The organism is Pseudomonas quasicaspiana (genome assembly GCF_021147825.1).
Lineage (GTDB): Bacteria > Pseudomonadota > Gammaproteobacteria > Pseudomonadales > Pseudomonadaceae > Aquipseudomonas > Aquipseudomonas quasicaspiana.
Genome location: NZ_JAGTPI010000066.1, coordinates 18,134 through 32,748, shown reverse-complemented (window position 1 = coordinate 32,748; position 14,615 = coordinate 18,134). Strand labels below are relative to the sequence as shown.

The window sequence follows — 14,615 nt, the reverse complement described above, 5'->3', positions numbered from 1 at the left end:
CACCCAGGCGTAAGCGAGCTTACCCCCGAGTGGTCAAACCAAGGCCGGTCAAATATCCAAAGAAAAAACCAACGGAGCTTAACTGACAGGCATTAGGGCTTGCCCGCGATACTGGCGACTCGGTTTCATGGCGATAGCGCGTGATCGTTCATCGCGAGCAAGCTCAGCTCCCACGGGTAATAGGCAGTACCGCCATCAGTAACTCAATTCCGACCATTGCCGTCGGACTTGATCAAAATTTGTGCTATATTCCGCGCCCGCGATTTTTCCAACGTGCAAACGTAGGTTCCAACATGCAAGCAGCCAAGCCGTTATTTGACTATCCGAAGTACTGGGCCGAATGTTTCGGGCCTGCGCCTTTCCTGCCCATGAGCCGGGAAGAAATGGATCAGCTTGGCTGGGATTCCTGCGACATCATCATCGTGACCGGTGATGCGTACGTCGATCACCCGTCTTTTGGCATGGCAATCATCGGCCGGCTGCTGGAGTCTCAGGGCTTCCGCGTCGGGATCATTGCCCAGCCGAACTGGCAGTCCAAAGACGATTTCATGAAGCTCGGCGAGCCGAACCTGTTCTTCGGTGTCGCTGCAGGCAACATGGACTCGATGATCAACCGCTACACCGCGGACAAGAAAATCCGTTCCGACGATGCCTACACACCAGGTGGCATGGCGGGCAAGCGTCCGGACCGCGCCAGCCTGGTTTATAGCCAGCGTTGCAAGGAAGCCTACAAGCACGTGCCTATCGTGCTGGGTGGCATCGAAGCCTCGCTGCGCCGCATCGCCCATTACGATTACTGGCAGGACAAGGTCCGCAACTCGATCCTCATCGACGCCGCCGCCGACATTCTCCTTTACGGCAACGCCGAGCGCGCCATTGTCGAAGTGGCGCAGCGTCTGTCCTACGGCCACAAGATCGAAGACATTACCGATGTGCGCGGTACGGCGTTCATCCGCCGTGACACGCCTAAAGACTGGTACGAAGTGGACTCCACCCGTATCGACCGTCCAGGCAAGATCGACAAGATCATCAACCCGTATGTGAATACCCAAGACACTCAAGCCTGCGCCATCGAGCAGGAAAAAGGTCCGGTTGAAGACCCGAACGAAGCCAAGGTCGTGCAGATATTGGCCAGCCCGCGCATGACTCGGGACAAAACGGTTATCCGTTTGCCTTCTGTGGAAAAAGTGCGTGCCGATGCGGTTCTTTACGCCCACGCCAACCGCGTACTGCACTTGGAAACAAACCCGGGTAATGCTCGTGCTTTGGTGCAAAAGCATGGTGAAGTTGACGTCTGGTTCAACCCGCCACCGATTCCCATGACCACTGAAGAAATGGACTACGTGTTCGGCATGCCCTACGCACGTATTCCGCATCCTGCGTACGGCAAGGAAAAGATTCCGGCCTACGACATGATCCGTTTCTCCGTAAACATCATGCGTGGCTGTTTCGGTGGCTGTACTTTCTGCTCGATCACCGAGCACGAGGGCCGGATCATTCAGAACCGTTCTGAAGAGTCGATCATTCGCGAGATCGAAGAGATTCGTGACAAGGTGCCAGGTTTCACCGGGGTGATTTCGGACCTCGGCGGCCCGACCGCGAACATGTACCGCATTGCCTGCAAGAGCCCGGAAATCGAATCCGCGTGCCGCAAGCCGTCCTGTGTGTTCCCAGGCATCTGCCCGAACCTGAACACCGATCACTCTTCGTTGATTCAGCTGTATCGCAGTGCTCGTGCGTTGCCGGGCGTGAAGAAAATTCTGATTGCTTCCGGCTTGCGCTATGACCTCGCGGTCGAGTCACCGGAATACGTTAAAGAGCTGGTGACGCACCATGTGGGTGGTTACCTGAAGATCGCCCCGGAACACACCGAGGAAGGTCCGCTCAACCAGATGATGAAACCGGGCATTGGCAGCTATGACAAGTTCAAGCGCATGTTCGAGAAGTATTCCAAGGAAGCGGGCAAAGAGCAGTACCTGATTCCGTACTTCATCGCGGCCCACCCAGGCACTACCGATGAAGACATGATGAACCTGGCGTTGTGGCTCAAGGGCAACGGTTTCCGCGCCGATCAGGTGCAGGCGTTCTATCCCTCGCCGATGGCTACTGCGACGGCCATGTACCACTCGGGCAAAAACCCGCTGCGCAAGGTCACCTACAAGAGCGATGCAGTGACCATCGTGAAAAGCGAAGAGCAACGCCGTCTGCACAAGGCGTTCCTGCGCTATCACGACCCGAAAGGCTGGCCAATGCTGCGTGAGGCACTGACCCGTATGGGCCGCTCCGACCTTATTGGTTCGGGCAAGGATCAACTGATCCCGCTGCACCAGCCCACCACCGACAGCTACCAGAGCGCCCGACGTAAGAACTCGACACCCGCTGGCAGCCACAAGGTCGCCAAGGAAACCACGCGGATCCTCACCCAGCACACCGGCTTGCCACCTCGGGGCAGCGATGGCAGCAAACCCTGGGACAAACGCGAGCAAGCCAAGGCCGCCGCCGAGGCGCGTAACAGGCAGGCCGCTAAAGAGCGTATGGATGCTGCGAAAGGCAAAGGCCCCAAGCCGCCCAAGCGTAAACCGGTCGTTCCGCGATAACGGTGTTGTTCTGAGCATCTGACGCCAACCTTCGGGTTGGCGTTTTGCGTTCTGGCTATAGGGCTTTGACGTTCTACCGGAAAAGGCCTGGCGATCTGGTTTTCTCCCCGATAGCAACCCGCCTGACACACACTGGAAGCAAAACAGGACTATTCCCACGCGACGACGCAGTTAGTCCTACATCCAGTGGGGCGGCCTGAGCCTATCCTCGGTTTCTTCAACAGAAGCGCTAGCGTTGCTAGCCGCCTAAGTCAGGGAGATCGCGGTGCTCATTATCAATAACAATTCAGTGAGAGCTCAGGGTGTCATCTCAACTGTGGACAGCAGGACCTCAGCCACAGCAACCATAGTTGCTGACGAGGTGACCGATCAGGCTAGCACCGGTAGCTCGGTTTCAGTCCTCGCTCGTCAGATTAGCGCGGCTGCTTCGCGTGCCCAGGCCAGGGATGCCTCCCTAGACCCGCAGGCAATTGGGCAAAAGGCGTCGCAAGTGCTCGACGAGCTGTTGGGCGGGACTCATCAAGTCCAGCAAGCCAATACGTTTGCCAGCCCTTTTCAAGGTATGCCCCAAGATCAGTTGGCTTTGATTGCGTATGACGAAGGTGGTGATTTTCCCGTCGCAGAGCGTGTGGCGGCCCTGCAAGAGTTATCCAGTCAGGAACAGCTCTGGCGGCAGAATGCGACCCGGCACGCGCTGCATGAGTACGACACCACCGGGAAAATGACCGGCTTTTTTAATGAAGCGCTCTCTCATTTCAAGTCACTGGCACCCATTGAGCAAAGCCAGTATCCGGTTGGTTATGCCGTCGATTTGCAGCAGAAGATTGAGCTCTATTCGGGCAGCAAGATGTCGCTAAGCGTAATGGACGCAGCGAACCCTCTGGAGGTGATTCAACAATCACTTCCCGAGCTGGCCTTTACTCAAGCATTGAGGTTGAGCGAGCAGCCGAAAGTTGTTCCCCCGTCTCAAGTTGATGTAGCTGCTACTCAAGCAAATAAGGTGGGCCGCCAGTTAATGGTGGAGCGCTTGTTCGGAGTGCGCGAGCCCGCCATCGCGGATGCGTCCAAAGGTTTAAAATTTGGGGACCTCGCCCGTAACGAATGTGAGTACCTCACGAAAGAAGATCGCGGGCTGCTTTCTGATATCTATGCTTATGCTCAAGGTGAAGATGTTGATATGGAATATGTTGATGGGGTCGCTCGTTCTCTTGGGCATTATCGGATGTATGGGCATTTCAAGTCGGATTTTAACAAGTGCAATTACGATCTCCAGGGTTGGAAGTTGACGGTTGCTTTTCCAGAAGAAGATGCAGTTGTCGCGTCGCGTATATTGAATGGCGCCACTATAAATAGCACACGGCTCGATCCGGATTTTTTACGATATGCGCTGACTCCAGCCTCTGGCGCGTTGGTGAACTTGGGTTATTTTGAATTCATGGAACATGTCGTGACGAAGTTCTCTGATGAATCTAATACAGCAGCTCCTGTGGAGAGCACGTTCTCTAGCTATGTGCCCAGGTCAGGGGAGGGGTACTACGTAATGACGACCTCCAGTACGGTCAGGATGGCGAATTTCGTTCAATATGTCGTCAGTGAGGGGGGAGTTTTGCGTCTGACAGAGAAAGGTCGAGCACTGAGGGGGGATTCGGGGGAGGGGGACGATAAAACAGTTCGACCCCATCTGGAGCTTGTGAGGACCAGGGCGGGGCTGGAGATATTACGCGAATGGCCCGGCAATGATCTTCACCCAAGAGAGCCGGGTTGGCTTGGCAGTCTATGGGATCGGCTTGGCGAAATGTAGGGCTCGCACCGATCCTCGGCTTACAACGGCGCGAATCACTTGGTCGCGCCGTATTGAGCGCAGCGATGCCTCTGATTGGTCTTTTATTTAATATATATGTATGTCGCGCGGCCTGGACTGTTGAGTAAGCTTGGGGTATTAAGCACAACACTCAAGGAATGACTCGTGAAGAAAATTATAGCAATCACACTTTTGACTTTGTCAGCCAATACGTTCGCAGCAGAGGATGTCATTACAAAGTCTAAAGTGCCTGACCGGATTGTGGTCGCCAAAGCTGGCGTTGGTCTGTCCCAGTTTACGATGATGACTATGGATTTTCCCAGAAGTCAACGTTATTTACCGAAACGCTTGGAGAGCATAAATTGGACTAGTACCTACTATCCGAATAATACAGGTGAGAGCGTTCAGATATGTTATACCCGGCCAGGAAGAGCTGGTTACGACCAGTGCGAAGAAATTTCCAAGAACTCTTCAGGCTCGATTGAGGCTTTTAATCACCATAGTTTTGACAGATTTGCGAGAATTACTATTAAGCATTTGGTGAGTGGCGGACAAAACCAGGGAACTCCCGCTGGTGAAGATTCAATAGCTGTTCACTACAGCTACTAAGAGTCTACTCACGCGAATTTCTAACTCACGCTACAGTTTAATATCCTCACTGTTTCTCCGCCGGCTCCCAGTGGCAGCGAATTCATTCACAAAGCACCCCGTCAGACGTAACTGATTTCAGTAGTCCCGCTGTCGTAAATGAATTCGCCGCCACAGCTGATCACAATCTGCTCAGCCCCCTCGACTGTCCGTCAGCTCGTTCACAAATTTTCCCTCCCTGTGCCTTATTTCTGTGCAACGCTTGCACCGCGGGGCACGGTAGGCGCTTTAATAGTGCCTGGTTCTGCCTCGCCATCGAGGAACCGCCGTATTTGCCCGGATGGCATAAGTCTTGCGCGGTTCCATTACCGTCCAGGCTCGCAGGAGGCACGCCGTGTCGATTCACATTGCCTTGCACCACGTCACGCATTACCGCTACGAACGAGCGGTTGAACTGGGTCCGCAGATTGTCCGCCTGCGTCCTGCGGCCCACAGCCGCACCCGGGTTTTGTCGTATTCACTGAAAGTCCTGCCTGAAAATCACTTCATCAACTGGCAGCAAGACCCTCAAGGCAACTACCTTGCGCGTCTGGTCTTTCCGGAAAAGACCAACGAGCTGCGTGTCGAAGTCGATCTGGTCGCCGAAATGGCGGTCTTCAACCCGTTCGACTTCTTCCTCGAGCCCTATGCCGAGAAGATCCCGTTCTTCTATGCCAGCGAAGAGCAGCGCGAACTGGCGCCGTATCTTGAAAAACTCCCGCTGACGCCAAAGTTTGCCAACTATCTGGCCAGCATCGACCGCACGCCATTGCCTGCCATCGACTTCCTGGTCGGGCTCAATCAGCGCCTGAGTCAGGACATCGATTACCTGATCCGCATGGAGCCCGGCGTACAAACCCCGGAATTCACGCTGGAAAATGCTTCTGGCTCCTGCCGCGACTCGGCCTGGTTGCTCGTGCAGTTACTGCGTCATCTGGGCATGGCCGCGCGTTTCGTATCCGGCTATCTGATTCAGCTCAAGGCTGACGTTGAAGCGCTTGATGGGCCATCCGGTACCGACGTCGATTTCACTGACCTGCACGCCTGGTGTGAGGTGTATCTGCCGGGCGCAGGCTGGGTGGGGCTTGATGCGACGTCCGGCCTGTTCGCGGGGGAGGGGCATATTCCTCTGGCGTGCAGCCCGGAGCCTTCGTCGGCAGCGCCGATCAGTGGTCTGGTTGAACCGTGCGAAACCGAGTTCAGTCATGAAATGTCGGTGGAGCGCATTTGGGAAGCGCCTCGCGTTACCAAGCCTTACACCGAAGAACAGTGGGCCGAGATTCAAGCGCTGGGCCATCAGATCGATCGCGACCTGACTGACAACGACGTGCGACTGACCATGGGGGGCGAGCCCACGTTCGTCTCCATTGATGATCGCGACGGTGCCGAGTGGAACACCGCTGCACTGGGGCCGAAAAAGCGCGCCCTGTCGGCCGAGTTGTTCCAGCGCATGCGCAAACACTATGCGCCGCTGAGTATCGTGCATTTTGGTCAGGGCAAGTGGTACCCGGGCGAGCAGTTGCCGCGCTGGTCGCTCAATTGCTTTTGGCGTAAAGACGGGCAGCCTGTGTGGCACAACAATGCATTGATCGCCGACGAAACCGAAAGCTACGGTGCAACGGGCGAACTGGCCGGGAAGTTCCTGACCAGCGTCGCTGAGCGGCTGAAAGTGCCGACGCGTTTTGTGTTCCCTGCCTACGAAGACAATTTCTATTACCTGTGGCGTGAGGGCGCACTGCCTGCCAACGTCAGTGCCGAAGACTCACGTCTCAGTGACGAACTCGAGCGTACGCGACTGCGCAAGGTGTTTGCTCAAGGGCTGGACAAGGTTATCGGTCAGGTCCTGCCCTTGGCGCGCTCCGTCGACGGTGATCGCTGGCAGAGTGGTCGCTGGTATCTGCGGGATACCCATTGCCGTCTGGTGCCGGGTGATTCGGCGCTGGGCTATCGTTTGCCGTTGGCATCGCAACCCTGGGTCAAGGCGGCGGAATATCCGTTCATTCACCCCACCGACTTCAATCAGGATTTTCTCGAACTGCCAGATGACGGGCAAGTTCAGGCGCAACTTACCGGGCTAACAGAACAGCTGGACGCCAACGCTGAACGTATGCCGAAGATCGACGAGTCGGCCGACTGGCTGACCCGCACGGCGCTCTGTGCCGAAGCGCGGGAAGGGCGTTTGTATGTGTTCATGCCGCCGCTGGAAAAACTCGAGTATTACCTGGAGTTGGTGTCGGCCATCGAAGCCAGCGCCGAAGAGCTGAACTGCCCGATTCTGCTTGAAGGCTATGAGCCGCCGAGCGATCCGCGTCTGGCGAATTTCCGTATCACGCCTGATCCGGGAGTCATTGAAGTCAACGTACAGCCGTCCGCATCCTGGGACGAGTTGGTGGAGCGCACCGAGTTTCTCTACGAACAGGCGCGTCTGACGCGACTGACCACCGAAAAATTCATGATCGACGGCCGTCACACCGGTACCGGCGGCGGCAACCACTTCGTACTGGGTGGCGCGACGCCCGGGGATTCGCCGTTCCTGCGCCGTCCTGATGTACTGCGCAGCCTGCTCAGCTACTGGCACAACCATCCGTCGCTGTCGTACCTGTTTTCCGGGCTGTTCATTGGCCCGACTTCCCAGGCACCACGGGTCGATGAGGCGCGTAACGACTCGCTGTACGAGCTGGAAATTGCCTTCGCGCAGATGCCCAAACCCGGTGAAGAAGTAGCGCCCTGGGTTGTTGACCGGCTGCTGCGTAACTTGCTGATTGATGTCACCGGCAACACCCACCGGGCCGAGTTCTGTATCGACAAGCTCTATTCCCCGGACGGTGCCACTGGCCGTTTGGGGCTTTTGGAGCTGCGTGCCTTCGAAATGCCGCCGCATGCGCGGATGAGCCTGGCTCAGCAACTGTTGCTGCGTGCGCTGGTCGCGCGGTTCTGGCGCGAGCCGTATGCACCGGCCAAGCTGGCCCGATGGGGTACTGAGCTGCATGACCGGTTCATGCTGCCGCACTTCATCGAGCAAGACTTTGCGGACGTGATCGAAGAGTTGAACAGTGCCGGTTATCCGGTACGCGCCGAGTGGTTTGCGGCGCATCTGGAGTTCCGGTTCCCCAAGGTTGGCGATTATGCAGTCAGCGGCATCGAGCTGGAATTGCGTCAGGCGCTGGAACCGTGGCACGTGCTGGGCGAGGAGGGTTCGGCCGGCGGCGCTGTGCGTTACGTGGATTCTTCGCTGGAGCGCTTGCAGGTCAAGATTAATGGCCTTCCGCCGAAACGGTATGTATTGACCTGTAATGGCATTGCGATACCGTTGCAGCCCACCGGGCGGGTTGGCGAATTTGTTGCCGGTGTGCGTTATCGGGCCTGGCAACCTGCCAATTGTCTGCAACCGACCATTCCGGTGCATGCACCGCTGGTCTTCGATCTGGTTGATACATGGATGCAGCGCTCACTGGGCGGCTGCGAGTATCATGTCGCGCATCCTGGTGGGCGCAATTACGAAACCCTGCCAGTCAACGCCAACGAAGCGGAAAGCCGCCGTCTGGCGCGGTTCTTCAGGATCGGTCACACCCCCGGCAAACTGGAAGTGCCACTGCTGAGCGTTAACGATGAACTGCCAATGACGCTGGATATGCGTCTGCATAAATAAGAAACAGTTAGGAGCTGCTGCCCCAGTATCCATTGCTCCGCGCTGTTTCGCGGCAACATTGGACTGTAGGAGCTCACCGAGGTTACGAGGCCAGCGATAGCGGTTTGTCTAATACGCCGCCATCGCTGGCCTCGTAACCTCGGTGAGCTCCTACAGGGAATCCTTTTTTGCATAAAACGCAGTCGACCATCAGCTGACATCCGACTGCGCTACTCTGAAATTTTTAGTCTCTGCCGAGCCTTCCATGCGCGACTTGCTTGACCATTACCCTGTGTTTGCGGGTACCTATCACGAAATGCTTGATGCCGATGGAGCCGTTCGCCCTCATTGGCAGCGCATGTATGAGCAACTGCAACGCAGCACTCCCGCGCAATTGATTCAACGGCAGGCCCTGCTGGCCCGGCAGATTCAGGAAAATGGCGTCACCTATAACGTCTATGCCGACCCCAAGGGCGCGGACCGTCCGTGGGAACTGGATCTGCTACCGCACCTGATCCCCGCCGAAGAATGGCAGCAGGTTGCGGCGGGCATTGCGCAACGGGCCAAGGTGCTCAATGCGGTACTGGCTGACCTGTATGGTCCGCAAACCCTGATCGCCCAAGGCCTGCTGCCCGCCGAACTGGTGTTTGGTCACAACAATTTTCTCTGGCCGTGCCAGGGCATCACTCCGCCGGAAGGCGCATTTCTGCATATGTACGCAGTGGATTTGGCTCGTACCCCGGATGGTCGCTGGTGGGTAACGGCTGATCGTACCCAGGCGCCGTCAGGCGCTGGTTATGCACTGGAAAACCGCCAGATCGTGTCCCGTGCTTTCCCGGAAACCTATCGGGACTTGCGGGTACAGCACCTGTCCGGTTTTTTCCGTGCATTGCAGGAAACCCTGGCGCGCCAGGCGCCAGCCAATAACGAAACGCCGCTGATCGTGCTGTTGACCCCGGGGCGCTTCAACGAAAGCTATTTCGAGCATCTGTATCTGGCGCGCCAGTTGGGATATCCACTGGTCGAAGGTGGCGACCTCACGGTGCGGGATGCGACGGTGTATCTGAAAACCCTTAGCGGCCTGCGTCGGGTGCACGCGATCATGCGTCGCCTGGACGATGACTTCTGCGACCCGCTGGAGCTGCGCACCGATTCCGCGCTTGGCGTGCCGGGCCTGCTGGAAGCGGTGCGTCAGGGAAAAGTGCTGGTTGCCAACGCGTTGGGCAGCGGTGTGCTGGAGTCGCCGGGCCTGCTGGGCTTTTTACCGAAAATTTGTCAGCACCTGTTTGGCGAGGACCTGATCCTGCCGTCCGTGGCGACCTGGTGGTGCGGCGAGCCGCCCGTGCTGGCTCAAGCACTGGAGAAGCTACCGGATTTACTGATCAAACCGGCGTTCCCTTCGCAAAGTTTCTCGCCGGTGTTTGGCCGGGATTTGAACAAGGCACAGCGCGAAGCACTCGCCCAGCGCATGCAGGCCAGACCCTACGCCTACGTGGCTCAGGAACTGGCGCAGCTGTCTCACGCGCCCATCTGGCAGGCCGATGGCCAGCAGTTGCAGCCTCGTGCCATTGGTATGCGTGTGTATGCCGTGGCCAGCTCCGAAGGTTATCGAGTTCTGCCGGGCGGTTTGACTCGCGTTGCCGCCGAAGCTGATGCCGATGTGGTTTCGATGCAGCGCGGCGGTGCCAGCAAAGACACCTGGGTGCTGGGCGAGCTGTCGCAAACCGGCGAGCCCTGGAAAGGCCAGCGCACGTTGGGCGTGCACGACCTGATTCGTCGCGATCCGTATTTGCCGTCCCGCGTGGTGGAGAACCTGTTCTGGTTCGGTCGTTATTGTGAACGTTGCGACAACAGTGCGCGCCTGCTGCGCATCATGCTCACCCGTTATGTGGACGGCGACGACCCTGAAGCGCTCGAGGCGGCCGTGGAGCTGGGTGAACGTCTGAACTTACTGCCTGATGAGGAAGAGGGCGGAACATTGCCTGAGCGGCTTCTCGCGGCCCTTCTCGGCGAAGAGTGGCCGTTCAGCCTGCGCGCCAATCTGCAGCGTTTGCAGTGGGCCGCCTCGCAAGTGCGTGGCAAGTTGTCCCGGGAAAACTGGCAGGCGCTGGTCGAACTGCAGCGTGAAGCGACTAGCCTGGACAGCAAGGACCCTGATTTCGGCGAACTGTTGGACTTCCTCAACCGGCTGGTCATGTCGCTGGCAGCGTTATCCGGTTTTGCCCTGGATGACATGACCCGTGACGAAGGCTGGCGCTTCCTGATGATCGGTCGTCGTATCGAGCGGCTGAAGTTTCTCAGCAACAGCCTGTCGGCGTTTCTGCGCAGCGCGGCCGTGACCGATCAGGCCGGTCTGGAGTGGCTGCTGGAGCTGGGCAACAGCAGCATTACCTATCGCTCGCGATACCTGGCCGTGCCGCAGTTGATCCCGGTCCTTGACCTGCTGTTGCTGGATGATCAGAACCCTCACGCCGTGCTGTTCCAGCTCAAGCTGGTGTCCAAATCCCTGAATCATCTGAACGAAGAGTTCGGTGCGCCTCGCGATGCCAGCCTTGGGACGCTGGTTCGACGCCTGTCGAGTTTCGATCTGGGTTGTCTGGAGAATCCCTTGTTTGGTGACAGCAGTATCAAGGCCGTGCTGGAAGGGCTTGCGGACATGTTGCATAGCATTGGAGATGCCAGCGGGCAGGTTTCTGATCGCCTCGCCTTACGTCACTTCGCCCACGTCGACGATATCAGCCAACGTACGGTGTCCGTCTGATGAGCGCCCGTTACCAGATTTTTCACGACACGCATTACAAATACGACAGCCCGGTTTCGCTGGCCCAGCAGTTGGCGCACCTGTGGCCGCGACCCAATCCCTGGCAGCGCTGCACCGAGCAGCAGTTACTGGTCAGCCCGATCCCGACGATTCGCCGGGATGAGTTCGACGTGTTCGGCAACCCGCTGACCCGGCTGGCATTTGAGCGGCCACATGATGAACTGGAAGTGAATGCGCGCCTGCAGGTCGAAGTCCTTGAACGCTCGCCGCTTAATTTCGATCATTCGCCTGCGTGGGAAATGACTCGCAGCATCATGACCTACAACGCCCGGCCGATGTCGGCGGACATCATGGAAGCCTGTCGCTATCGTTTCGAATCGCCTTACGTGCATTTGAAGCAGTCGTTCATCGAGTTCTCGGCAGATTGCTTTGTGCCGAGTCAGCCGTTGATGTGGTGCGTGCAGGCATTGATGGAGAAGATCTTCACCGAGTTCACGTTTGACAGTGAAGCAACCCAGGTGGCGACCCCGCTGGTCGAGGTGCTGGAACGCCGTCGCGGCGTCTGCCAGGACTTTGCCCACCTGATGCTGGCGTGCTTGCGCTCACGTGGTTTGTCGGCTCGATACATCAGTGGTTATTTGCTGACCCAGCCACCACCGGGTCAACCACGGCTGATCGGCGCTGATGCGTCCCATGCCTGGGTGTCGGTGTTTTGTCCGGTATTGGGTTGGGTGGACTTCGACCCGACCAATAACGTGCAGCCTGCGCTTGAGCACATCAGTCTGGCCTGGGGGCGGGACTTTTCAGACGTTTCGCCGTTACGCGGAGTGATTCTGGGGGGTGGCAGTCACGACCCCGAAGTACGGGTGACGGTGATGCCGATTGAGGTTTGAAAGAGCTTCCAAAACCTGTGGGAGCGAATTTATTCGCGAAAGCGCTGTGTCAGACGTTGATATGTTTCTGGTCGATCCCCTTCGCGAATAAATTCGCTCCCACAATGAAATAGCAGTGTGTCAGGGATGAGCTGCGGTCCGTCGGACTACCGACGGACTCGCTGTCTTGCTTCAGCTGGCTGGCTTGTCGTCAGTGCTGGTCTGTTCTACTGGCGCAGCTTCATCGGTTGCTTCAGTCGCTTCTGTCTCGCCTTCAGCACTGGTTTCGGCCAAGGCAGCGTTTTTGCGCTGTAGCTTTTCCTCTTTCTTCTGCTCTTTGGCCAGATCTCGCTGACGTTTCGCGAAGGAGTAGTTAGGTTTAGCCATGGGCGATCCTCTGTTTCATGCTGGAAATGCGGCCATTCTGCCTGAGAACGGCGTCGGGCACACGGCGTTGTGCGTCCTCTGGTCCAAAGCCTTAATCCCAGACACCAGTTTTTTGTTACTCAATCGTTATCAAAACGGGTTTGATTCCTCAGCGCTGCTACCAGTGGCACCGCATGCGTAAGCGGCAAGCAAACTACGGAAAAGGGTGTTGAGCTGCATGATGGTCATCCTGAAAGTGGCGATGAGGCATCTTGCACGCGGCACTGATCGCCAGCTCTTTGATTGTCTCGATGACCTCGATAGCTAACTGCCACTGAGCCTTGTTGACGCAGGTCATTGGAACCTGACGCCATATCAGGCAGTCTTTGCCGGAATAAACAAAATACCCCGCCTTGGAGATTCCCCATGATTCGCAAGCTTGTTGCTGTATCCCTGCTGACATTGGCCAGCGGCCATTTGCTGGCGGCAGAGTGCAGTGTAGACGTTGATTCCACTGATCAAATGTCCTTCAACACCAAGGCCGTTGAAATCGATAAAAGCTGCAAGACGTTCACCGTAAATCTGACCCACTCCGGTAGCCTGCCCAAGAATGTCATGGGCCATAACTGGGTGTTGAGCAAAGAGGCTGACATGCAGCCGATTGCGACTGATGGTTTGGGTGCAGGTATTGAAAAGGATTATTTGAAGGACGGCGACGCTCGCATCATCGCGCACACCAAAGTGATTGGCGCTGGCGAGAAGGATTCGGTGACCTTTGATGTGTCGAAGCTGGATCCGGCTGAGAAGTACGGCTTTTTCTGCTCGTTCCCAGGCCATATCGGCATGATGAAAGGCACGGTGACGCTGAAGTAAGCGTTACCTTCGCATTCCGGTGTCCATGGCCCCGCGCTGTCTCGCGGCAAACATAGGATCCGTAGGAGCTGCCGAAGGCTGCGATCGCGGTGTATCAGTAGAAACGCTTCGCAGCCTTCGGCAGCTCCTACAGAAAATGCATTTCAATCCAGTAGATTGCATGCTGTTTGATAGGAGCTAACTTGTTGACGAGGCGATGTGTCAGGTGAAACGCTTCGCGAACAAGTTCAGTCCTACAGGAACCTAATCTACATCAAGGCGCGTACGGCAATTCCCGCTTGTGCTGGGTCTTGGCGTAGGTCTCACAAATGATCTTGAACGCTTCTTCACGCACAGGCTCACCGTGAAGGAAGGCGTCAATCTCGGCGTAAGTCACGCCGTGTGATGCTTCGTCCGGTTTGCCGGGCACCAGGTCTTCAAGGTCAGCGGTCGGGACTTTCTCGACCAGCGATTCCGGCGCACCGAAGTGACGGGCGATCGCGCGAACCTGATTCTTCACCAGCCCGCTCAGGGGTGCGAGATCGCACGCGCCGTCGCCGAACTTGGTGAAGAAACCCATCACAGCTTCCGCTGCATGGTCGGTCCCGATCACCAGACCCTGATGGGCACCGGCAATGGTGTACTGCGCGACCATGCGCATGCGTGCTTTGGTGTTGCCGAGTACGAAGTCCACAGCGCTGGCATTTTTGCCTTCGAACGCCTTGATCTCGCTCGCCATGGCCTTGACCGCACCGCCGATGTTCACGGTGTGACGAACATCCGGGTTGATGAAGTCCACCGAAGCCTGAGCTTCGTGTTCGTCATGCTGGACAAGGTAAGGCAAGCGCACAGCGATGAACTGATAGCTGTCGTCACCGGTAGTGGTGCGCAGCTCTTCAACAGCGCGCTGAGCCAGCAGCCCGGCAGTCAATGAATCCACACCGCCGCTGATGCCCAGCACCAGCGTTTTCAGCCGGGCGTTGGTCAGGCAGTCCTGAATGAAAACGATACGCCGGGCGACTTCGGCTTGAAGTGCGTTTTCGTCGGCGAAAGGCGGTTGCACCTTGAGCTGCTCGGCGATCTGGAGCTGTACGGCTTGCATGATTCACTC

Annotated in this window: 9 protein-coding genes; 7 read left to right on the top strand and 2 right to left on the bottom strand. The window is 57.2% G+C overall.

The window, feature by feature from the left end; translation table 11 throughout:
• Positions 1–293 precede the first annotated feature (293 nt).
• The 6 genes from KDX30_RS25465 to KDX30_RS25440 all read left to right on the top strand — a co-directional run bounded on the left by KDX30_RS25465 (position 294) and on the right by KDX30_RS25440 (position 12,307).
• Positions 294–2,597, top strand: coding sequence for a YgiQ family radical SAM protein (locus KDX30_RS25465; RefSeq protein WP_231677822.1), 2,304 nt, complete (start codon positions 294–296; stop codon positions 2,595–2,597).
• A gap of 490 nt (positions 2,598–3,087) precedes the next feature.
• Positions 3,088–4,398 carry a hypothetical protein gene (locus tag KDX30_RS25460; RefSeq protein WP_231677821.1) on the top strand — a complete coding sequence of 437 codons (1,311 nt, stop codon included), beginning with the start codon at positions 3,088–3,090 and terminating at the stop codon, positions 4,396–4,398.
• Between the two features lie 165 nt (positions 4,399–4,563).
• Positions 4,564–5,007 carry a hypothetical protein gene (locus KDX30_RS25455; protein ID WP_231677820.1) on the top strand — a complete coding sequence of 148 codons (444 nt, stop codon included), beginning with the start codon at positions 4,564–4,566 and terminating at the stop codon, positions 5,005–5,007.
• 373 nt (positions 5,008–5,380) lie between these two features.
• On the top strand, positions 5,381–8,674 hold the full coding sequence (locus KDX30_RS25450) for a transglutaminase family protein (RefSeq protein ID WP_231677819.1): 3,294 nt from the start codon (positions 5,381–5,383) through the stop codon (positions 8,672–8,674).
• Between the two features lie 244 nt (positions 8,675–8,918).
• Complete coding sequence (locus KDX30_RS25445) at positions 8,919–11,414, top strand: circularly permuted type 2 ATP-grasp protein (protein WP_231677818.1); 2,496 nt, start codon at positions 8,919–8,921, stop codon at positions 11,412–11,414.
• Positions 11,414–12,307, top strand: coding sequence for a transglutaminase family protein (locus tag KDX30_RS25440; RefSeq protein WP_231671072.1), 894 nt, complete (start codon positions 11,414–11,416; stop codon positions 12,305–12,307). Before KDX30_RS25445 ends, KDX30_RS25440 begins: the two co-directional genes overlap by 1 nt.
• A gap of 171 nt (positions 12,308–12,478) precedes the next feature.
• Here the strand turns inward: KDX30_RS25440 and KDX30_RS25435 are convergent, their stop codons facing one another.
• Complete coding sequence (locus KDX30_RS25435; protein ID WP_027902387.1) at positions 12,479–12,673, bottom strand: hypothetical protein; 195 nt, start codon at positions 12,671–12,673, stop codon at positions 12,479–12,481.
• Between the two features lie 405 nt (positions 12,674–13,078).
• Between KDX30_RS25435 and azu the strand changes: the two genes are divergently transcribed.
• Complete coding sequence (gene azu, locus KDX30_RS25430) at positions 13,079–13,525, top strand: azurin (protein WP_231677817.1); 447 nt, start codon at positions 13,079–13,081, stop codon at positions 13,523–13,525.
• A 253-nt stretch (positions 13,526–13,778) separates the two neighbouring features.
• On the opposite strand, the gene nadE is transcribed toward azu, so the two are convergent.
• A complete protein-coding gene (nadE, locus tag KDX30_RS25425; RefSeq protein WP_027902389.1) occupies positions 13,779–14,606 on the bottom strand; it encodes an ammonia-dependent NAD(+) synthetase in 828 nt (275 codons plus the stop codon).
• Between the last annotated feature and the right edge of the window lie 9 nt (positions 14,607–14,615).